Consider the following 19,655-nt stretch of genomic DNA (forward strand, 5'->3'; position numbering starts at 1 on the left):
CCCATATGGCTGACAACGACCCCGCCCGCAAACCGTTCAACCCGCAGAACCCCGACCCGTCCAGCACGGCGGGACTCGAGCCCGGCGGCGGAGTGGCGCCCGGTGACACACCGCCGGCGGAATCCGCGGTCGGGGGAGAGGAGCACGAACCGCCGCAACGCAGGCGTGCCGGCGGCGTGATCGTCATCGCCATCGCGGCGATCATCTTTCTCATCGTCGCGCTCGGTCTGATCGGCCGCGCCGTGGGGCTCTTCTAGGGTTCAGCGCCGTCACCCGGCGTCGACGGGCAGCGGACACGCCGCCAGCGGATCGCCAGCGCGATCTCACCGATGCCGACGACGAAGAGCACGGGTTGTAGGAAGAAGAACACCTGCAGCAGCGCGATCTGGATGATGATCCAGACCATCAGCGACGACCCGGCGAGCAGGCCGCCGATTATGCCCAACCGCGCGGGCACGGACGGGACGGCGGCGACCACGGCAGCCACCAGGTGGGGTAACGCGATCACGGCGATCAGCGCGACACCGGGAGCGGTCCAGGTCTCGAACGGCGTGTGGGTGAGCCACTCCCGCGGCATCGACCACTGATCGGTCATGAGAGCCGAGCCCCCGGCGAGTGCCGACAACGACACGAACAGCTCCATCCCGGCGAGCGTCCACGCCGTGCCGGTCCGTCGGTTCCCGACCCCCCGTTCGTCGAGGGAGTCGGAGGGCGCGGTCATGGTCGGAAGTCTGCACCGTCCGAGAGCCTCTGTCGTGAGGCAAAGGACACCAACTGAGCCGCACGTCGGCCACGGCGGCGGTGTCAGGGGCGCACCCAGCCGTCGGCGATGAGCTCGACCAGCAACTGGGCCTTGTTCCCGATCGGCCGGCCGGCTTCCTCGTAGCGTCGGGCGACACGCCGATAGTGCTCGCGCACCGTGCTCTCGGCGATCTCGTGGACACGCGACGTCTGACGCAGCGTCGCACCCAGCGTGTAGGTCTGGAGGATCTCCAGCTCCCGCTGGGTGATACGTACCCGGTTCGCGAGTGTGGGTGCGGACGACGGGGTCGGCGGTCCCACCGCAGTCTCGAGCGCCCGCTGCAGCTCGTCCTCGGCGGCCGGGGCCCGCGGTGAGACACGGATGTGATCGAAGCCCGCGACCCCGTTGCCCACGAAGATGACGTTGACGGTGCGCAGCGATGCCACCCGCCGGACGAATCCGAGCATCGCGGCCGACCGCACCAGAATCGCGCTCGGGTTCCGTAGGGCAGCGAGCTGTGCGGGTTCGACGACCGTCGCGTCGTAGCCGGCGCTCTCCACGAGAGCGGCCAGGGCGGCGTCGAAGATGTCGTGCTCGGCAACGACGGCCGTGATCCGCCGCTCCGGACTCGGCGCGGCAGTGGGCCCGGTGCCGGGGGTCGCCGACCGGGGGGCGTCGTTGAGGGGTACGGACACGTGCCGGGATCTCCTGTCGACTTCGATTCGGCCGGGAGCTGTGAGCCGAACAAACGGCGGGACTCTCTCGGATGATCGACATGGCTCGCGATCGGGCATCGAGAATTTATTTCACGAACGCCAACTTCTTCAGCCTTACGAACGTGAGACGGTTTGTCAGCGGTATCTCGAACCCGATGTGATGATTGCAGGGTAAATAACTACCCTGTCGTCCGATCGGATGCGTGATCGCGCACACCGCGGACATATCGGGCATGATCATGCCTGTGCCGACCGACATGCGGGTCCTCGTCGCCTCCCCGCTGGGACACGTGGTCGCGGTGCCGCTGACCAAGGCGCTCGACCAGGCCACGGTCACCGTTGCCACCGGCCGCGACGAGTTCGTCCAGTGCATCGCCGGCAACGTGCGATTCGACGTCGTGGTGGCGGATCTGATCTGGAACCGACCCGACCTGGAATGGACCTTCGACGGACTCGACGTCATCGACACCCTCGACCACCATGACCGGCACGCGCCGGTTGTCCTGGCGACCCAGGGACACGGGCTGGAACAGGACCATCTCGACGAGGCGCGGTTGCGCGACGAGGTCGCGGGGGTCATCGCCAAATCGGACGGTTTCGCGACGCTGGTCGGTGTTGTGCGCTCGGTGGCGCTCGGCCAGGCCCTGCCCAGGGCCGCGTCGGCGCGCCGTCCACCGCTCTACGAGTTGTTCGATGGTCGGCGCGGCCATACCGCGGGCCGTCTCGCGGGGGCGATTGCGTCGGGCAGCGCCTCGGACAACGCCTCATTGGCCCGCGCCGCCAAGGTGTCGCCGAACACGGCGAACAAGGTGACGAGCCACTACCTCGGGCCCATCATCGTCGAGCGCGGTGAGCACGACGCATCGCTGCCGATGACCCAGGCCGCCGTCTACCGGTGGTGCGGCCTACACGCGCGATACCTGATCAGCTGGTGCCGACGCCACGGGCACTCCGACGTCCTCGGATCGATGCCCACGTGATCAGTTCGGTTGATCAGTTCGCGTGAACCCCGACGGTCCGGTCTCGCGCTGGAGGCGTCGCGGATTCCGGCACGCTGATCCCGCTCCGCTCGCCGAACCACCGCAGGATCTCGACACCGGCGAGGGCCCCGGTGCCGGCGGTGATCGCGAGCCCGGGCGCCGACCAGCCGAGTGCTTCCAGCTCACCGTGCCGCGGGCGGATCGCGTGATCGGCGGCGAGCAACAGGTCGGTGTCGAGCCAGCCGTCGCCGGCCGCGCAGAGCACTGCCGAGTCGTCGAGGGTGCCGTCTGCGACGAGCCGTCGCCGGACTTCGGCGATGGCCGCCGACTTGGTCACCGGCTGCGGGGTCGCGTAGATCTTGCGACCCTGCTGGGATGCCGTCCAGCCCCGTGCGTCGCACCACTGCTGCCACTGTTCGAGGAACTCCGGCGGTTGGACCGCGGGGTCGACGACCAGGTAACAGAAGAGGTCGTCGGCGGTCCGCAGAGCGGTGACCCAGGAGTCGTCGATGCGTGTTCGGAGTTCGTCGCGGACCTCGTCGAGGGTGGCGCCCGCGCGGGTCACCTCGCGGTCGATGTGCGCACGCCATTCCGGATCGTCGGCGCCGTCGACGAGGATCCGGCCACCGTTGCTAACCACGGCGTGGCGAAATGGGCTGCCCGGCAGCTCGATCCGGGCAAACTGTGCCGGGGTGCGAGTGGTCGTCGGTACGACGACGACCTCACGTGCCAGACGGGTCATCAGTTCGACGGCGGTCGTGGTCATGTACGACAGCGGCGCGTCGCGGTAGATCTCGACGCACACGGTCTCCAGGGCCGCGAACTGCTCGTCGCCCATGGCGGCGCGTGAGTAGATCATGGTCCGATCGAGATCGGTGGCGACCAGCGCGTTCACGAGTCCTCCTTGATGAGCCCGACGCACGAGTAGGCGAGATCGGGCGAGACCTCCACGGGCACATCTCGTTCGGCGGCGAGCAACCGGATGTGGCGATGTTCGGGCAGATCGTCGGCGCGCACCAGGATGCGCCACGGTACGCGACGCAGCAGCACCCGCGTCGTCTCGCCGACGCCGGGCTTGACCAGGTTGATCGACGACAGGCCGTACTCGGCTTGGATCTGTTCCACGGAACGCCAGCCGGACCAGTCGGGCCTACGTGACTCCGGCGTCATCGCCGACACCGTCGCCCGGACTCGGTCGGCGACTGCATCGAACTCGGCGCTGACGGTGTCCAGGAACAGTCCCGAGACATCGAAGTCGGCGAGATGGCGGTAGAACTTCGCTCCGTGGAACTCGCCCGGACCGATGTGGTCGGCGTTCAGGACGGTGCGCGAGACCAGGCCGGAGACAGTGGAATTCAAGCAGGCGGAGGCGATGAGGAAGTCGTCCCTGGTGCCGAACAGGGTCGTGCAGGAGCCGGAGTCCGCCAGCACCGCGAGTTCGTCGTGCAGTTGCGGCCGGCCGGCGCGCGCGTAGTCGTCGACAGCGGCGGTGAGTTCGCGCTGGATGGCGCCCTTGCCGGTCCAGCCGTCGACGAAGACGACCGACTCGGCAGGGTGCCGCGCCACGATGTGATCGAGTGCGACGGTGTCGATCCCGCGGGCGCGCACGATCGAGATCGTGTAGTGCTGGGGTTCGATGCCGTGGACGGCTGCCATCCACCGTCGGATCAGGATGCCGACCGGGGTGCCGGCCCGCGCCAGCGACACCAGCGTCGGCGTGGAATGCCGCTCGGCCAGGATGAGTTCGGACACCACGCCGACGGCTTCCGCGAGGCGCTGGGCCGAAGACCGTAGCGTCGCATAAAAGAGTTCCTGGTACTCGCGGCCGGGTTGGTACTCGATCGGCAGCGACTCCGCGTAGTGGGCCTGACCGGACTGGATTCGACGCTCCCGTTCGCGCAGTTCACCTTCCAGCGCCACGTCGGACAGGTCTTTGAGCAGCCAGGTGACTTCGTCGGCCGCGTACGAACCGAACTCCGGTCCGCACAGCGGTAGTGTGGTGGTGGCGATGTCCATCAGCGCACCGCCTCTCGGGTTCGTGCCAGGGCAGGCTGGTCGGTGGCGGGCAAGACGGCCAGTACCACCGGGTGCCCGGCGGCGGTGAGGACGTCGACGAGTCCACCGGGCGCGCGTAACTCATCGGTGTCCGCCGGCGAGTCGACGATCAGGACGACCTGCGGGTCCGGATGGTCGACGGAGGACACGTTGTAGACATAGCGCGGCGTCTCCGGATCGGGTTCCGGTGCGGTGAACCGGAATCCGCGCCGGAGCGGATACCCCGGGACGTCGTGCACCTGGGCCGGCGACCTCGTGGTGGTCTGGTATCCGGTGGCGAAGCCACGACGCTCCAGCGACTCGGCGATGCACAAGGGTGCGTACATCAGTTCCTCGTGCCCGATCACGACAACCGGGCGCCGCGGATCGAGTTGTGCCGCCACGGTGTCGGCGGCCGCGGTCGCCGCTCGCCGGAAGCCCGTCGAGTCGGTGCGGAGAATTCCGTGCCTCCCGCCGTCGGGAACTGCCGCCGGCCAGTCGAGGGCCACCGCGACCAGGCCGCCGCGCCGGGCTGCCACCGGGTTGAGCTCGTCGGACCCGAGCTGCCACACCGCATCGAGGAGGTCCGGGGGAAGGGTGATCGAGCCGTGCGCGAGCGCCACATAGGCGACCTCGACGCCGAGTTTCGCTGCGAGGTCATCGCATTCGGACTTCTGCGCGGGCGTACGCATGTCGACCAGGGACGCCACGACGAACCGCTTACGGGGACGGTCCGCGACGATGGCCTCGATGGCGCCGAGCGCGGTCTTGCCGGTGGAGATTTCGTCGTCGACCAGGATCAGCACCTCGTCCGGCGTCACGGGGTCGAGAAATGCGGGATCTTTGGGCTGCAGCAGATGCGTCGTCGCGTGCGAGTGCCCCTCCTCGAAGGTTCCTGACACCGTCACGCCGGCTCGTCTGCGCCGCGTCGAGTGCAGATACCGGGACGCGGAGATGCGTTCGGCGACACAGTGTCCGAGCCCGGTCGCGGTTTCGGCGAAACCGAAGACGACGGCGTCGCGCGCCGCATTCGCGCCGATCTCGGCGACGATCGCGGCGCCGAGATCGTCGGCGGCGCCACGCACAATCGCGGGCGAGGTCGGGATGTGCTTGCCCAGCACGGTCGAGACCAGCAGATGAGCACGGCGTCGGTTGTGGCGCAAGCCGAGTGAGACGAGGTCGCGGACCGTGTGACCCGGAGTGTCGCCGGCGTCGGCGATCTCGACGCCGAAACGTTCGGTCACCCAGTCGATGCCGACGGTGTCCGGATCGTTCACGAGGTGGCCGACCCGGGCGAGGCGAGCGCGGTGAGCAGGTCGACGAACGAGACCCCCTGGCGGGTCACGCCGAAGGCGGCAGCCCGATCGATGACCCGCAAGGCCCAGTTGCGGTGGGGCTTCAGCTCGTTCATCTTGTTGCGGTACGACGACGCCCGTACCCCGCCGGACTCACCGGCCAGGATGTCGAGTGCATCGTGATACTCCTCGTGGGTGACCGCCGACAACGCGTGCACCGCGGCGACATGCGCGGGGTGGATGACGGTCTTGCCGTGCAGGCCGTTGGCGCGGTCGAGGGTGATCTCGCGGAGGAGACCGTCCATGTCGCGGCTGACGAGCTGCTGCCGGAAGTAGACGGCGTCGTTCTCGCGGAACGGCGTGTGACGCAACATGGGCTGGAACATGCGCTCGTGGTCGGCGAAGTACTCCCACACCGGCCCCGTCACGACGAAGCCACTCTCGTCGCTGCGGCCGAGGTGGTTGACGATGCCGGCGATCACATCGGCCGCGACCCGGACGTCGTAGATGGTCAGGTCACGATCCCGGCGGATGCCGAAGTGACTACAGATGTCGGTGGCACCGATGCGCACGGCGAGCACGTGGTCACGGTGCGCGCTCAGGAGCGACGCGAGGGCGGTCAACTCGTCGTCGCGGGTCTCGCGGTGCACGACCGCGGCCGACTCGAGAACCGGCATGACCCAGAGGTGCTTGTCGAGGATCTGTCCGGCAGCGGCAACGGCGTCGAGGGCCTCGGGTGCATTCTCCGACGAGAACTTCGGGATGACGAACCCGGTCAGCGCCGACGGGGTGTCGAGCGCGGTGGCGATCGGCACTATCCGGTCGGCCGACCGCGGACGGACGAACAGCAATATCGGCCGGCACGGGTTCGCGGCGATACCGCGCAACGCGGCCACGGCGTGCTCGATCGCCTCGGCCTCCTCGTCGTCGGCGACGGCGTCCTCGAGGTCGATGACCATCGAGATCACACCCTCGGCGCGGCGTCGGCGGATGACCTCGGCGAGATCGGGCCGGGTGGCCGGGACGTACAGGGTGGCGCCCAGCGCGACGGCGAGCCGCTGCGCGGGCCAGGTCGGCTCGATCGGCTCGGGCTGCCGGTGGAACAGGGAGTTCGAGACCGACGGCTCCAGGTGGTCGAAGTGCCGGATCGTCCCGGGCTCGAGACCGGGGTCGTCGTGTCGTGCAGTGGTGGTCATCCTGCGGCCACCTGTCCTCTCATCCGCGAAACGATCTCGGTGATCCGGTCGTCCACCGCACGCAGCTGCGTCAGGTAGCTCCAGTAGTCGGGGTGGATGCGATCCAGAACCCCTTTGGCGCGCTCGATCCGGTCGGCCTGAGCATCGAGGACCGAGCCCCATTCGTCAACCAGACGGTGATTGACCGCAAAGAGCTGGGCGTCGCGCAGGCGAAAGCGCACGCGCTGCTCCGCGCCCCGCGGGTCGGCGCGCACCTCCCGCAGCAGGCGCAACCGGTCGAGCACGGCGTCGACGGCCTTCTCCGCGACGGCGAGGTCGTCGCGGGCGGCGTCGGCGCGGCCGATGGCCTGGTCGGGGGCAGCATCGACCATCGCACGGGCGGCCGCGAGCTCGGCGTCGGCGTGTTCGAGCCGTTCGTCGACGACCGAGCCGTTGCGCTGTAGATCGAGGGAGCAATCGGCACTGAACTCCCGGCGCAGTGCCGAGAGTGTGTCGGGGAGTTGCGCGCTCCGGGTGGATACCGCGCTCCGGCGCGTTTCCACCGAACGGATGACCTGCTGTGCGCGGTCGGCGAAGGCGGGGGCCTCGGCGAGAAGTTGCTCGAGGCGGCGCGCCGAGCTCAGCACAGCTGCCGCGGCGGTCTGCCGGTCACGCAGGCCCGCGCCCTGGTCGAAAGCCGTGAGCGCACGCGCGAGGTCGTCGGTGGCATCCGACACCGACTGCAGTCGTGCCACCGTCGGTGCGGCGTTCTCCAGGGCGGTCATCGCCCGGTTGGCGGCCACTCGGGCCTCGTGGTCCTGGGCATCGGCGGCCCGCACCGTGGCCCGCGCCCGCTCGAGGGTCTCGGCGTTGGTCTGGGCGAAGTCGCGCATCGAGGCGGTGATCGACCGCAGCGCCTGCGTCGACCGGTCGAGATCCCGCGGGTCGACGCGTGTGCCGACCGGCGGGGACACCAGCCGGAGGTAGTCCGACGTCGCCTGGGCGTGCTGCTCGCGGATGTCCGACCACGAGGCGCGCAGGCGCGACCGCGGGTCGAGGGCGGCGGTCACCGCGACGGCCGGATCGATCTCGGCCAAGACGGATTCGGACTCCAGGAACGCCGCCGTCATTTGTTCCGATGATGCAGGTGGCGCGGAATTCGTGCGTGAATCGTTCCCGAACCAACGACGTACGAAGTTTCCGGGCACCACTCGATGCTATCGGCTATTTTCATCTCGGTATGAGGCCGGATTCCCCGGCTCACGGCGAGCTGGGATGCCGAGATGCCGGCAGGTGCCGCGGTGCGGGGATGGCGTCGGGAGACGAACGAGGGATGGTCGATCGGCGGCCTCCCCACGGCGCGAGAGAGGCACGTCGAATGCAGTTGGTACAACGGTCCAAACGCGTGGTGGAAGCCAGGCTGAACAACTCCGCGGTCCGCGCGATCAGCGGGTCGATGGTCGCCTACGAGGGACAGGTCACCTTCAAATCGGCGGGCTTCGGCGGCGGCGACGGCGTGCTCGCGGGCCTGAAGCAGCGGGCCACCGGGGAGGCGCTGTCGCTCATGGAGGCCTCGGGCAACGGCATCGTGTACTTCGCGCACAACGCCGCCGAGACGACCGTCATCGAGCTCAACAACGAGACCCTGCAGGTGGAGTCCGAGCAGCTGATGGTGCTCAACGGCAACCTGCAGACCAACGTCACCTTCGCCGGTCTGCGCGGAGCGTCGTCGGGTCAGGGTCTGTTCACCACGACGGTGAGCGGCCACGGGCAGATCGCGCTGTTGTCCAACGGCGGCCCGCTCATCCACCTCGAGGTGTCACCGCAGTATCCGCTCGTGGTCGACCCGGACGCGTTTGTCTGCGCCCGCGGCCAGTTGAGTCAGTCCTTCGTCACCGATGTCTCCTGGCGGTCGGCGCTGGGACAGGGTGGCGGAGAGGCGTTCTCGTTGCGCTGGGATGGCAGCGGCGTCGTGTCGATCCAGCCGGCCGAGCGGTGAGGGTGAGGTAGCGAGAATGTTCACCAAGGTCAACAGCAAGGTCGTCTCCGTCGACATCGGCCGTACCGGGCCGGTCGTCGCACGACGCGGGGCGATGCTCTTCTACAAGGGCAACGTGCACTTCCAGCCCCACCAGATCGCGGGAGCCGGCGGTATGGGCGGCGGGATGCCGGGACTGGGCGGCATGGGCGGGATGGCCGGCCGGATGCTCGCCGGCGAGCACGAGTCGACGATGATCGCGCAGGGGCACGGCGAGGTGCACTACGGCTTCCTCGGCATCGAGGTGCACGTCGTGGATCTCGCGGCGGTCGGCGGCACGATCCGGGTCGAGGCGTCGCGGCTGCTCGCCTACGCGGCCAATCTGCAGGCCTCCGTCGTCTCGGTCGCCTCACAGGGCGGTGGTGGCGGCGGCGGTGGCGGCCTGTTCGGTGCATTGCGGTCCGCTGCTGCCGGAGCCGTCACCGGTCAGGGCATGTTCACGACGCAGCTGTCGGGTCCGGGTTCGGCGGTGCTGCTCGGGCACGGTGGGGTCTTCGAGCTCGAGGTGTCCCCGGCCAAGCCGCCGGTGACCGTCGACCCGCAGGCGTTCGTCGGGTCGGCCGGTCAGGTCAACACCAGCCTGCGGTCGGCGATGAGCTGGCGCAACGTGGGTCGAACCGGCGGTGAGGCAATGCAATTGGAGTGCTCCGGACAGGGCATCGTGTACGTGCAGGCATCGGAGGAGAAGCTGTGAGTCAACTCAACACCGTGTGGAGTCCGATGAACTTGCCGTCGGACGACAACGTGCCGGACAACAACTACTCCTTCTGCATCGACCTCAACCAGCCGTGGTTCATGTCCAAGGGCGCGATGATCGCCTACTACGGTCAGATGCAGTTCACCGCACTGACCCAGGGTCTGCAGGGAAACATGCTGCAGATGGTGGCGCAGCAGTTCTCCGCCCCGCTGTACCTCGGTGACTACGTCGTCGCCGAGGGCCACGGCAAGCTGATCATCGGCGACCGCGGATACGACATCAACGCCTACGACCTCGAAGACGGCAACCTCACCATCCGGGCAGCCAATCTTCTTGCCTTCCAGCCGAACCTGTCGCTCAACCAGTCGATCGTGCCGGGGTTCCTGACGCTCATCGGCACCGGTAAGTTCCTCGCGTCGTCAAACGGCCCGGTGATGTTCGTCGAACCGCCGGTGCGCGTGGATCCCGAAGCGCTTGTCGGATGGTCGGATTGCCCGTCGCCCAGTCACCACTACGACGAGGCGTGGGTCAACGGTTTCATCGCGGCCGCGGGCCGGCGGATGGGGTTGAACTCGGGCGAGGAGCGCCAGTTCGACTTCACCGGCGCCGGAACGGTTCTCGTGCAATCGAGCGAGAAGGTGCGCGACGACTCGTCGGTCCTGCGCACCATCCAGGGTCATCTCCCGGGCATGTCGGTGCCGAGCCTGCACCAGATCAACCAGCAGATCACCCAGCAACTCGGGCAGCAGCAGGGCTGAGTCCGGGTCGTCGAAACAACTGCGCCGCAGGACCTTCGGGTCCTGCGGCGCAGTTGTTCTCTCCTCTCCCCAATCCGAAAGGCGACATAGCCACTGCTCCCTAATCCGGAGCAACGACCTGCCCCCTGCTCCCTGAGCTGAGGAGCGCCCGGAGCTTGCGGAGGGCGCGTCACGCCCCTGGTCCCTGAGTTGAATCCGCCCGCGTCACGCCCCTGGTCCCTGAGTTGAATCCGCCCGCGTCACGCCCCTGGTCCCTGAGGAGCGCCCGGAGCTTGCGGAGGGCGCGTCACGAAGGGTCTTCGCAGCCCGACTCACCAAGACCCTTCGTGACGCTCGCAAGCTCGCTCCTCAGGGAGCGGTGGGTGACATTCGCGTCACGAAGGGTCAGATGTTGACCTTCTCCTCTTCGCCCTTCGCCGCGAGGCGGTTTCGTCGGACGATGCTGGAGATCAGCGAGGCGACGATCAGCGCGACGCCGACCAGGCCGGTGAAGATCTCCGGCACGTGGGTGCCGATCGAGTAGAGCAGGATGAACGCCAGCGCACCGATGGCCCAGTGGGCGCCGTGCTCGAGGTAGACGTACTCCGACAGCGTGCCCTTGCGCACCAGGTAGACGGTGAGCGAACGGACGAACATCGCGCCGATGAGGCCGAGGCCGAGGGCGATGATGATCGGGTCCGCGGTGATGGCGAACGCGCCGATGACGCCGTCGAACGAGAACGACGCGTCGAGGACCTCGAGGTAGAGGAACAGGAAGAACCCGGCCTTACCGGTGGCCTTGGCCAGGCCGGACGGGCCCGACTTGTCGCCCGGCTGAGCGTCGGCGCCGTTCTCCAGCGCGGCCTTCTCGGCGGCGTCCGTGCCCGGCTCGGCCGACTCGTCGTCCTCTTCGGTCTCGACGTTGAAGTACTCGCCGAGACCGTTCACCAGGATGTAGGTGATCATGCCGAGCGAGCCGGCGATCATGACCGTCGACTGCTCGTCGGGCGCGGCGATGTAGGTCGCGGTGAGGACGAGCAGGGTCATCGCGATGACGACCTCGAGCATCTCCAGCTTGCCGATCTTCTCGAGCGGCCGCTCGATCCACGACAACCAGGTGATCTCCTTCTGCCCGAAGAAGAAGCCGAGGAACAGCATCAGCAGGAACATGCCGCCGAACGACGCGATCTGCGGGTGGGCGTCGGTGATGATCGTCTCGTAGCTCGGATCGCCGTTGGGGAAGTAGGCCGCATCGTTGGGCGGCGGATTCAGCGCGAGGTCGAGGGCCTGCGCCGGGTTGAGGCCCGAGGCGATCCACACGATGACCAGCGGGAACACCAGGCGCATACCGAAGACGGCGATCAGGATGCCGATGGTGAGGAACATCTTCTGCCAGAACTCGCTCATCCGGCGGAGGATCGTGGCATTGATGACCGCGTTGTCGAAGGAGAGCGAGATCTCGAAGACGCCGAGGATGGCGGTCAGGATCAGTGCCTCGACACCGCCATAGAGGAACGCGATGATCAGCGACACGATCGTCACGGCGACCGAGAGGCCGAAGATTCTTACTACCACTGGCTTGTGGCCTTTCTAGGGTGCGTGGAAACCAGCCGACCGCATTGTCGGAGAGGAGTGGTGACGCGCGGATGCCGCACCCGTTCGACAACGGGTGCGGCATCCACGAGCACGTTCAGGCGGACAGCCGGAGTCTACGAGAGACTCAGACGTTCACACCGAAGTCGCGGGCGATACCCGCCAGACCCGAGGCGTAGCCCTGGCCGACCGCGCGGAACTTCCACTCCGACCCATGACGGTACAGCTCACCGAAAACCATCGCGGTCTCGGTCGAGGCATCCTCGCTGAGGTCGTAGCGGGCGATCTCGGCGCCGCCGGCCTGGTTGACGACGCGGATGAACGCGTTGCGGACCTGGCCGAACGACTGCGACCGTGCGTCCGCGTCGTAGATCGAGACGGGGAAGACGATGGAGTCGACGTTCGGCGGAACACCCGCGAGGTCGACCTTGATGACCTCGTCGTCGCCCTCGCCCTCACCGGTCAGGTTGTCGCCGGTGTGCTCGATCGAGCCGTCGGGCGAACGGAGGTTGTTGAAGAAGATGAAGTGCTGGTCGGAGAGGACTTTCTTGTCCGCGCCGAGCGCGATGGCGCTGGCGTCGAGGTCGAAGTCGGTACCGGTGGTGCTTCGGATGTCCCAGCCGAGGCCGACGGAGACCGCAGTCAGGCCCGGAGCCTCCTTGCTCAGCGAAACGTTTCCGCCCTTGCTCAGGCTCACGCCCATGGTTTGCGCCTTTCTGTTGGTACGGGGTCTCGTGATGTCCGATGTGCCCGATACGGGCCACTCGGAGCAATCGACAACACTCTATGTGAAGGGTCTGGCGCGGTCACTGATTTGGTTGGATGACCTGCGCGTTCGCCTCGCCGTGAGGCTCGCGGCGGCAGCGGTTCACCCCGATGCTGCATGTGTTCACGAGGAAGACCGCCCACCGGCGGCATGGCCGTCGACTCGAAGTCGTCGGCCGCCTCCGATGGGCGGTCTTCGTCGGATCTGTCGTAACAGGGACTCGCCGAGGCTCAGGCCTCGATGATGAACTCCTCGAGCTGCTGACGCGCGACGTCGTCGGCGAGCTGCTTCGGCGGTGACTTCATCAGGTAGGCCGAGGCCGGGATGACCGGTCCGCCGATACCGCGGTCCTTGGCGATCTTGGCGGCGCGCACGGCGTCGATGATGATGCCGGCCGAGTTGGGGGAGTCCCAGACCTCGAGCTTGTACTCGAGGTTGAGCGGCACGTCGCCGAAGGCGCGACCCTCGAGGCGGACGTAGGCCCACTTGCGGTCGTCGAGCCACTCGACGTGGTCCGACGGGCCGATGTGGACGTTCTTGTCGGCGATCTTGCCGGCCAGCGGGCCGTTCAGGTTCGAGGTCACGGCCTGGGTCTTGGAGACCTTCTTGGACTCCAGACGCTCACGCTCGAGCATGTTCTTGAAGTCCATGTTGCCGCCGACGTTGAGCTGGTAGGTGCGGTCGAGGGTGACGCCGCGATCCTCGAACAGCTTCGCCATCACGCGGTGGGTGATGGTGGCGCCGACCTGGCTCTTGATGTCGTCGCCGACGATCGGGACACCGGCGTCGGCGAACTTCTGGGCCCACTCGGGGTCCGAGGCGATGAACACCGGCAGGGCGTTGACGAACGCGACGCCTGCGTCGATGCAGCACTGGGCGTAGAACTTGTCGGCCTGCTCCGAGCCGACGGGGAGGTAGCTGACGAGGACGTCGACCTCGTTGTCCTTGAGGGCCTGGACGATGTCGACACCGGAGCCGTCGGCCTCGGTGATGGTCTCGAGGTAGTACTTGCCGAGGCCGTCGAGAGTGTGGCCGCGCTGGACGGTGACGCCGGTCGGCGGCACGTCGGCGATCTTGATGGTGTTGTTCTCGCTCGCGAAGATCGCGTCGGACAGGTCGAAGCCGACCTTCTTGGCGTCGACGTCGAACGCGGCGACGAACTCGACGTCGCGGACGTGGTACTGGCCGAACTTCACGTGCATGAGGCCGGGAACGGTGGAGCTCTCGTCGGCGTCCTTGTAGTACTGCACGCCCTGCACCAGGGATGAAGCGCAGTTTCCTACGCCCACAATGGCAACGCGCACCTTATTGGGCTCACCCATGGTCGGGTTCTCCTTCTTCTCGCGGCATCGCAGTCGTTCGCTGCGCAACCGGTGTTTTCCGTTGCTCGGGTTCGTCGAGCTGTTCGTCCCGGCTCGGCGTCGAGTCCGGGTCTTGATGTTCGTCATCGGCTCGTCCGGTGGAGGCCGTGGGCCGCCCCGGATCGAACGGTGACCGTTCGCCGTCGGCGAGGTCGTCGTCGAACTGTCCGTCGAACGGGTCTGGCGACCCGTCCTGCTGGGAGCTCTCGGCCGCGATCAGCTCGTTGAGCCAGCGGACCTCGCGTTCGCTGGATTCGAGGCTGAGCTGATGCAGCTGACGGGTGTACCGGTCCACGGCCCGGTTGGACCGCCCGACGATCTCCCGCAACCCTTCTCGACGCTCCTCGACCTGCCGCCGGCGACCTTCGAGGATGCGCATGCGCGCGACCGCGGGGGTCCGGCTGAAGAACGCCAGATGCACACCGAAACCGTCGTCGGTGTAGTTCTGGGGCCCGGTGTCGGCGACCAGCTCCGCGAACCGTTCCCGGCCCGCGTCGGTGAGCTGGTAGACGCGCCGGCCACGCCGCACCTTCACGCCCAGGGGCGTCTCCGGTTCGTCGATGAGGCCGTCGGCCTGCATGCGACGCAGCGTCGGGTAGAGCGATCCGTACGAGAACGCACGGAAGGCGCCGAGCAGGCCGGTGAGCCGCTTGCGCAGCTCATAACCGTGCATGGGGGATTCGAGAAGCAGTCCGAGAATGGCCAACTCGAGCACTTCGCCACCCCCTTCGCGGTCCTGCCGATGACTGTCACTACTTCCTCGGATCGATGTGCCGGCACACTCTGACGAGCCGACACCTCGTTCCGATGTGTTTGCCAATGTATCGCACCGATATAACTGTGTCCACGAGCGGTCGGTCGGCGGGAGGACGGACACGCGACGACGCCACCACGCGGCGATCGACCATCCCGGGTCTGGGTCCGTCGGACCCGCGTGCCGGACCCCGTCGGCCCGACGCCCCGGCGGAGACCACGTACCCTGAGAACCGTGCAACGCCAGATCGTCGACTACGCCCTGCAGCGGCGCGCTCGGCTGTCCTCGGTCCACGCGGGCCGGACCGCCGTTGCCGAGGTCTGTGATGCGAGCCCATATCTCCTGCGCGCCGCGAAATTCCATGGTCGGCCCAGCACCACGATGTGCCCGATCTGCCGAAAAGAGCAGGTCACGCTGGTTTCCTGGGTGTTCGGCGACCGCCTCGGTCAGGTGAGCGGGTCGGCGCGCAGCAACGAGGAGATCGCCCGGCTCGCGACGACCGCCGAGGAGTTCTCGGTGCACGTGGTCGAGGTGTGCCGGACCTGTAGTTGGAACCATCTGGTCCAGTCGTACGTTGCCGGGCTGCCGCCGCAGACCACGCGTCGCTCTCGACGCGTGGCCAAGTAGCGCGCCGGCCTGCGGTTTTTTGCCCGGGGCGGTGGCCTGCTGTCACAGTGGAGCGGCACGAGGCCAGAGAAGTTGACCGTGCTCGCCGGATGACGAATGTCCGTGCGACCCGGTAGGAAGGTGGACGATGAGCGAGGCACGTGGTTCTTCGCCCACGCCGCGACGCACCGGAGTCCGACCCGGTCCGGGCGGCGGCGGTCAGAACAGAAGTCAGACAGCGACACGACACCGACGGTTCGCGTGGGCGCTGGGGATCGTGGGCGCCATCGTCCCGGCGATCGTGCTGGTGCTCATCATCGCGTTCGCGGCCACCTACTTCACCGCCGAGATCCCCGAACCGGAGGTGAGCCAGAAGGCCACCATCGTCGACACGTCCGGGCGGACCCTGGCTGACGTCACCTCGCCCGACGGCAACCGCACGGTCGTCCCGTTCGACGAGATCCCCGAGACGATGAAGCAGGCGATCGTCGCCGCCGAGGACCGGGAGTTCTGGACCAACAACGGCTTCTCGCCGCGCGGCCTGTCCCGCGCTGCCATCGGGCAGATCACCGGCAACCAGACCGCCGGCGGTGGCTCGACCATCACGCAGCAGTACGTCAAGAACGCGATCGTCGGTGACGAGGTCAGCTACTCCCGAAAGTTCAAAGAACTCGCGATCGCCGCGAAGATGAACGACCGGCACGGCTGGTCGAAGGAGAAGATCCTCGAGGCCTACCTCAACACGATCTACTTCGGCCGGGGCGCCTACGGCGTCGCGGTGGCCGCGCAGAAGTTCTTCAACAAGTCGATCACCGACAAGCGTCGCGCCGAGCGTAACCCGCTCACCTTCGAAGAGGCCGCGCTGTTGTCGGCGGTCATCCGCGCGCCGTCCTATTACGACCCGGACACCAACCGCGAGGTCACCGAGGCGCGCTGGCGTTACGTCCTCGACGGCATGGTCGCGACCGGTGCGATCACCCGCGCGCAGGCCGACAACGCGGTCTTCCCCAAGACCGTCAAGGCGCGTGTCAGCGACTCCGACGAGACCCCCGGGCCCAACGGCCTCATCAAGCGACAGGTCCTCGCCGAGCTCAACCGCATCGGCATCACCGACAAGCAACTGCGGACCGGTGGTCTCAAGATCAGCACCACGATCGACCCGCAGGTCCAAAACGGCGTCGTCCAGGCGGCCTGCCGCAAGAACCGGATCTACAAGTGCCCCGAAGGTGAGCTGAACGGCGAACCCGATGATCTGCTGGCGTCGGTGGTGTCCATCGATCCGCAGACCGGCGGGGTGCGCGGTTACTACGGCGGTGACAACCCGGGCGGCTGGGACCTCGCCCAGGCGGGCCTGCAGACCGGGTCGTCGTTCAAGGTGTTCGCGCTCGTCGCGGCGCTCGAACAGGACATCCCGTTGTCGAAGACCTACAGCTCCGCACCGTTTCAGGCCAGTGGCGGACTCACCGTCGAGAACTCCGACGGCGAGAGCTGCGGTACCTGCAACCTCGCGACGGCGATGAAGATGTCCCTCAACACGGTGTACTACCGCCTGATGATGGACCTCGACGGTGGCGCCCGGGCGGTCGCCGACGCCGCGCATCGCGCGGGTGTGGCCGAGTCCTTCGGCAACATCGAGCGCACACTGCAGGAGGCCAACGGCGAGCCCGAGGGCGGCGTGGTCCTGGGCCAGTATCAGTCGCGGGTCATCGACATGGCCTCGGCGTACGCCACGCTCGCGGCCTCGGGCGTCTACCACGAGCCGCACTTCGTCCAGAAGGTCGTCGACGCCGAGGGGCAGGTCCTCTACGAGCGCAAGACCGAGGGTAAGCGGGTCTTCCCCGCGAAGGTCGCCGACAACGTCAGCGCGGCACTCGAACCGGTCGCGGCGTATTCGAACGGCAACTCGCTCTACGACTCTTCGCTCGGGTCGCGGCCGTCGGCCGCCAAGACCGGCACCGTCCAGCTCGGCGATACCGGGCAGAACAAGGACGCGTGGATGGTCGGTTACACCCCGCAGCTGTCGACCGCGGTCTGGGTCGGCACCAGCGACGGCACCGCCCTGACGAACTACAACGGCGCGTCGATCTACGGCAGCGGCCTGCCGTCGTCGATCTGGAAGTCGGCGATGGATGCCGCGCTCGAGGGCAAGGAGATCAAGCAGTTCCCCGAGCCGGAATCGGTCGGCGGCGTGGCGGGCGTGCCGTACGAGGCGCCGGCCACCACGTACGCGCCGTCGCAGCCCCGGCGTGGGCCGTCCATACCGAACTTCGACATCCCCGACCAGGGCGGTGACGGCAACCTCACCCTCGCGCCAGGCGTGACGATCCCGATCCCGGGCGCCCCGCGGAACGGCGGCGGCGGTGGCGCCGGCGGCGGGAACAGCCCCGGTGGTGGCGACGGTGGTGGCGACACCGGCGGTGGCGATGGTGGCGACCTCGGCGGCATACCCGGCGGCGGTGACGGCGGTGGAGACGGTGGCGGAGGAGTCCCTGAACCGCCCATCGGCTGACCCGGACCCGGCGGCCGACTCGGCAACGAGCGGCTCCGAACCCGTCTGGGACAGCCCTGCCCCCCTCGCGAGCGATCAGCGTGTCGACGATGCACGCATCTTGCCGACGCGTACGGACGGTCTGGTGCGGGAGGCGAGTTCGCTCGTCGGCGGGCCGATCGGGGCTCACGCCGTCATCGGACGCAGCCGACATCTGACTCCGCTGCGGGTGCTCTTCGCGCTCGCGTTGTGCGGACTCGCGCTCGGCTGGTTCGGCAAGGCCGGGTGCCTGCAGCAGGCGCCGGCCGACTCCGGGGCCAACGGCGCGAGCGCCGAGATGCGACTCGACTGGGACGATCAGCGCCAGTTCACCAACCTCTGCTACTCCGACGTGATCAGCCTGTTCGGTGCGGAACGCCTCAACCGGGGAGCGCTGCCCTACCGCGACTTCTGGTTCCAGGAGGGCTCCGAAGGCGAGACCATCAAGCGGTACATGGAGTATCCGGTCGTCACCGGGATGTTCATGTACGGCGCGGCGCAGTTGACGCAGGGCTGGCTCTGGGCCGAGGCCACCTGGGGCGTGCCCGGCGCGCTCGACGTCGTGCTGTTCTTCACCATCGTCGCCCTGGCGTTGGCGGCGTTCTGGCTCGTGACCGTGTGGGCGACGGCCCTCACCGCGCGCACCCGCATGTGGACGGTATGGCTGGTGGCGCTGTCCCCCCTCGTCGTCGTACACGCGTTCACCAACTTCGACGCCATCGCGACCGCGGCCGTCGCGGTGGCCCTGCTGGCCTGGTCGCGGGAGAAGTTCTGGGTGGCCGGCCTGTTCATCGGGCTCGGCGCGGCCGCGAAGCTGTATCCCGCACTCCTGTTGGTGGTGCTGGGTGCGCTCTGTCTGCGCAGCGGGAGAGTCCGCGAGTTCGGGATCACGGCTGCGACGGCGATCGGCGCCTGGCTCGCGGTCAACCTGCCGATCCTGATCCCGTACCCGACGGGGTGGTGGGAGTTCTTCCGATTCAACGGCGATCGGTCGGCGGACCCCGACACCATCTACCGGATCGTGGCCGACTCGGCTGGTTTCACATGGAACATCGGTTATCTGAACGCGTTGTCGGTGGGTCTGACGGTCGCCGTGATCGCGGCGGTGGCCGCGATCGGAATCCTCGCGCCGCACCGACCCCGCGTGGCCCAACTGACCTTTCTCGCGGTGGCGGGCTTCCTGCTGGTGAACAAGGTGTGGAGTCCCCAGTACTCGCTGTGGCTGGTTCCGCTTGCCGTGCTGGCCATTCCACATACTCGACTGCTGCTGGCCTGGATGACGCTCGACGCCCTGATCTGGGTGCCGCGGATGAGTCTGTTCCTCGAGGCCGAACGTCGCTGGCTTCCCGACCAGTGGTTCACCGCAGCCGTCGTGCTCCGCGGACTGATGGTGATGGTCCTCTGTGCCGTCGTCCTCTGGCAGATCTGGCATCCGCGCGACGACCTCGTCCGCCGCGGGAACGACGGCCGATGGTACGACGACCCGGCCGGTGGTGTCCTCGACGGTGCTCCCGACCGAATCGGCCGCCGGGCGAGGACACTCGGCACGGCGGAAGGTGCTCGGGAACCTGTCTCGGTGGGCGGCTGACGGTCATCGAACGCGACGGAACCGAACGGGGCCCCGCTGCGTCCAA

General features: G+C 67.8%; 19 protein-coding genes. 8 read left to right on the forward strand and 11 right to left on the reverse strand.

Going from position 1 to position 19,655, the window contains the following annotated elements; genetic code table 11:
- The first annotated feature begins 5 nt into the window (after positions 1 to 5).
- Positions 6 to 257, forward strand: coding sequence for a DUF6480 family protein (locus tag ACFVHY_RS05730; RefSeq protein ID WP_078112504.1), 252 nt, complete (start codon positions 6 to 8; stop codon positions 255 to 257).
- Here the strand turns inward: ACFVHY_RS05730 and ACFVHY_RS05735 are convergent.
- Together ACFVHY_RS05735 and ACFVHY_RS05740 are read right to left on the reverse strand one after the other, a co-directional pair.
- Positions 254 to 721 carry a hypothetical protein gene (locus tag ACFVHY_RS05735; protein WP_390269522.1) on the reverse strand — a complete coding sequence of 156 codons (468 nt, stop codon included), beginning with the start codon at positions 719 to 721 and terminating at the stop codon, positions 254 to 256. The genes ACFVHY_RS05730 and ACFVHY_RS05735 overlap by 4 nt on opposite strands.
- Positions 722 to 804: 83 nt before the next feature.
- Entirely contained in the window at positions 805 to 1,437 is a 633-nt protein-coding gene (locus ACFVHY_RS05740) for a helix-turn-helix transcriptional regulator (protein ID WP_390269525.1), read from the reverse strand.
- Between the two features lie 260 nt (positions 1,438 to 1,697).
- Between ACFVHY_RS05740 and ACFVHY_RS05745 the strand changes: the two genes are divergently transcribed.
- Positions 1,698 to 2,438 (forward strand): response regulator, encoded by a 741-nt coding sequence (locus ACFVHY_RS05745; RefSeq protein WP_137810171.1) that lies wholly within the window; start codon positions 1,698 to 1,700, stop codon positions 2,436 to 2,438.
- A gap of 13 nt (positions 2,439 to 2,451) precedes the next feature.
- Here the strand turns inward: ACFVHY_RS05745 and ACFVHY_RS05750 are convergent, their stop codons facing one another.
- Genes ACFVHY_RS05750 through ACFVHY_RS05770 form a run of 5 tightly spaced genes read right to left on the reverse strand, consistent with a single transcriptional unit; the run spans position 2,452 to position 8,072 of the window.
- The gene (locus ACFVHY_RS05750; RefSeq protein WP_390269529.1) at positions 2,452 to 3,333 is read right to left on the reverse strand and encodes an HAD family hydrolase; all 882 of its coding nucleotides are present in this window, start codon (positions 3,331 to 3,333) and stop codon (positions 2,452 to 2,454) included.
- Positions 3,330 to 4,454, reverse strand: coding sequence for a cysteine protease StiP family protein (locus ACFVHY_RS05755; protein WP_390269532.1), 1,125 nt, complete (start codon positions 4,452 to 4,454; stop codon positions 3,330 to 3,332). The genes ACFVHY_RS05750 and ACFVHY_RS05755 overlap by 4 nt, the downstream gene beginning before the upstream one ends.
- Positions 4,454 to 5,749, reverse strand: a complete 1,296-nt coding sequence (locus ACFVHY_RS05760; protein WP_390269535.1) for a phosphoribosyltransferase family protein — start codon at positions 5,747 to 5,749, stop codon at positions 4,454 to 4,456. The genes ACFVHY_RS05755 and ACFVHY_RS05760 overlap by 1 nt, the downstream gene beginning before the upstream one ends.
- Positions 5,746 to 6,963, reverse strand: coding sequence for an HpcH/HpaI aldolase/citrate lyase family protein (locus ACFVHY_RS05765; RefSeq protein WP_390269538.1), 1,218 nt, complete (start codon positions 6,961 to 6,963; stop codon positions 5,746 to 5,748). The genes ACFVHY_RS05760 and ACFVHY_RS05765 overlap by 4 nt, the downstream gene beginning before the upstream one ends.
- A complete protein-coding gene (locus ACFVHY_RS05770) occupies positions 6,960 to 8,072 on the reverse strand; it encodes a hypothetical protein (protein WP_390269541.1) in 1,113 nt (370 codons plus the stop codon). Before ACFVHY_RS05770 ends, ACFVHY_RS05765 begins: the two co-directional genes overlap by 4 nt.
- A gap of 248 nt (positions 8,073 to 8,320) precedes the next feature.
- On the opposite strand from ACFVHY_RS05770, the gene ACFVHY_RS05775 reads away from it, so the two are divergent.
- Genes ACFVHY_RS05775 through ACFVHY_RS05785 form a run of 3 tightly spaced genes read left to right on the forward strand, consistent with a single transcriptional unit; the run spans position 8,321 to position 10,435 of the window.
- Positions 8,321 to 8,941 (forward strand): AIM24 family protein, encoded by a 621-nt coding sequence (locus ACFVHY_RS05775; protein WP_033204169.1) that lies wholly within the window; start codon positions 8,321 to 8,323, stop codon positions 8,939 to 8,941.
- A 16-nt stretch (positions 8,942 to 8,957) separates the two neighbouring features.
- Positions 8,958 to 9,674: an AIM24 family protein gene (locus ACFVHY_RS05780; protein WP_065629494.1), complete on the forward strand. Its 717-nt coding sequence runs from the start codon at positions 8,958 to 8,960 to the stop codon at positions 9,672 to 9,674.
- On the forward strand, positions 9,671 to 10,435 hold the full coding sequence (locus tag ACFVHY_RS05785) for an AIM24 family protein (protein WP_058252893.1): 765 nt from the start codon (positions 9,671 to 9,673) through the stop codon (positions 10,433 to 10,435). Before ACFVHY_RS05780 ends, ACFVHY_RS05785 begins: the two co-directional genes overlap by 4 nt.
- Positions 10,436 to 10,819: 384 nt before the next feature.
- On the opposite strand, the gene ACFVHY_RS05790 is transcribed toward ACFVHY_RS05785, so the two are convergent.
- The 4 genes from ACFVHY_RS05790 to ACFVHY_RS05805 all read right to left on the reverse strand — a co-directional run bounded on the left by ACFVHY_RS05790 (position 10,820) and on the right by ACFVHY_RS05805 (position 14,849).
- Positions 10,820 to 11,989 (reverse strand): DUF475 domain-containing protein, encoded by a 1,170-nt coding sequence (locus tag ACFVHY_RS05790; RefSeq protein WP_390269546.1) that lies wholly within the window; start codon positions 11,987 to 11,989, stop codon positions 10,820 to 10,822.
- Positions 11,990 to 12,134: 145 nt separating this feature from the next.
- Positions 12,135 to 12,710 (reverse strand): TerD family protein, encoded by a 576-nt coding sequence (locus ACFVHY_RS05795; protein WP_058252891.1) that lies wholly within the window; start codon positions 12,708 to 12,710, stop codon positions 12,135 to 12,137.
- Positions 12,711 to 13,003: 293 nt separating this feature from the next.
- On the reverse strand, positions 13,004 to 14,095 hold the full coding sequence (locus tag ACFVHY_RS05800) for an inositol-3-phosphate synthase (protein WP_065629492.1): 1,092 nt from the start codon (positions 14,093 to 14,095) through the stop codon (positions 13,004 to 13,006).
- Positions 14,088 to 14,849 carry a PadR family transcriptional regulator gene (locus tag ACFVHY_RS05805; protein ID WP_078112529.1) on the reverse strand — a complete coding sequence of 254 codons (762 nt, stop codon included), beginning with the start codon at positions 14,847 to 14,849 and terminating at the stop codon, positions 14,088 to 14,090. Before ACFVHY_RS05805 ends, ACFVHY_RS05800 begins: the two co-directional genes overlap by 8 nt.
- 273 nt (positions 14,850 to 15,122) lie before the next feature.
- Between ACFVHY_RS05805 and ACFVHY_RS05810 the strand changes: the two genes are divergently transcribed.
- The 3 genes from ACFVHY_RS05810 (at position 15,123) to ACFVHY_RS05820 (ending at position 19,609) form a co-directional block, all read left to right on the forward strand.
- A complete protein-coding gene (locus ACFVHY_RS05810) occupies positions 15,123 to 15,515 on the forward strand; it encodes a DUF5318 family protein (protein ID WP_065629491.1) in 393 nt (130 codons plus the stop codon).
- A gap of 127 nt (positions 15,516 to 15,642) precedes the next feature.
- The gene (locus ACFVHY_RS05815; RefSeq protein WP_390269552.1) at positions 15,643 to 18,003 is read left to right on the forward strand and encodes a transglycosylase domain-containing protein; all 2,361 of its coding nucleotides are present in this window, start codon (positions 15,643 to 15,645) and stop codon (positions 18,001 to 18,003) included.
- Positions 17,918 to 19,609 (forward strand): glycosyltransferase family 87 protein, encoded by a 1,692-nt coding sequence (locus ACFVHY_RS05820; RefSeq protein WP_390270340.1) that lies wholly within the window; start codon positions 17,918 to 17,920, stop codon positions 19,607 to 19,609. The genes ACFVHY_RS05815 and ACFVHY_RS05820 overlap by 86 nt, the downstream gene beginning before the upstream one ends.
- Positions 19,610 to 19,655 lie beyond the last annotated feature (46 nt).

Source organism: Gordonia sp. NPDC127522 (assembly GCF_042672305.1).
In the GTDB taxonomy this organism is placed as follows: domain Bacteria; phylum Actinomycetota; class Actinomycetes; order Mycobacteriales; family Mycobacteriaceae; genus Gordonia; species Gordonia hongkongensis.

What these genes read in the sequence shown, in the direction of transcription:
- ACFVHY_RS05815 (WP_390269552.1), top strand. Translation starts at nt 15,643, where the DNA reads ATGAGCGAGGCACGTGGTTCTTCGCCCACGCCGCGACGCACCGGAGTC.
- ACFVHY_RS05770 (WP_390269541.1), bottom strand. Translation starts at nt 8,072, where the DNA reads ATGACGGCGGCGTTCCTGGAGTCCGAATCCGTCTTGGCCGAGATCGAT.
- ACFVHY_RS05800 (WP_065629492.1), bottom strand. Translation starts at nt 14,095, where the DNA reads ATGGGTGAGCCCAATAAGGTGCGCGTTGCCATTGTGGGCGTAGGAAAC.
- ACFVHY_RS05745 (WP_137810171.1), top strand. Translation starts at nt 1,698, where the DNA reads ATGCCTGTGCCGACCGACATGCGGGTCCTCGTCGCCTCCCCGCTGGGA.
- ACFVHY_RS05730 (WP_078112504.1), top strand. Translation starts at nt 6, where the DNA reads ATGGCTGACAACGACCCCGCCCGCAAACCGTTCAACCCGCAGAACCCC.
- ACFVHY_RS05765 (WP_390269538.1), bottom strand. Translation starts at nt 6,963, where the DNA reads ATGACCACCACTGCACGACACGACGACCCCGGTCTCGAGCCCGGGACG.
- ACFVHY_RS05795 (WP_058252891.1), bottom strand. Translation starts at nt 12,710, where the DNA reads ATGGGCGTGAGCCTGAGCAAGGGCGGAAACGTTTCGCTGAGCAAGGAG.
- ACFVHY_RS05755 (WP_390269532.1), bottom strand. Translation starts at nt 4,454, where the DNA reads ATGGACATCGCCACCACCACACTACCGCTGTGCGGACCGGAGTTCGGT.
- ACFVHY_RS05780 (WP_065629494.1), top strand. Translation starts at nt 8,958, where the DNA reads ATGTTCACCAAGGTCAACAGCAAGGTCGTCTCCGTCGACATCGGCCGT.
- ACFVHY_RS05820 (WP_390270340.1), top strand. Translation starts at nt 17,918, where the DNA reads ATGGTGGCGACCTCGGCGGCATACCCGGCGGCGGTGACGGCGGTGGAG.
- ACFVHY_RS05735 (WP_390269522.1), bottom strand. Translation starts at nt 721, where the DNA reads ATGACCGCGCCCTCCGACTCCCTCGACGAACGGGGGGTCGGGAACCGA.
- ACFVHY_RS05775 (WP_033204169.1), top strand. Translation starts at nt 8,321, where the DNA reads ATGCAGTTGGTACAACGGTCCAAACGCGTGGTGGAAGCCAGGCTGAAC.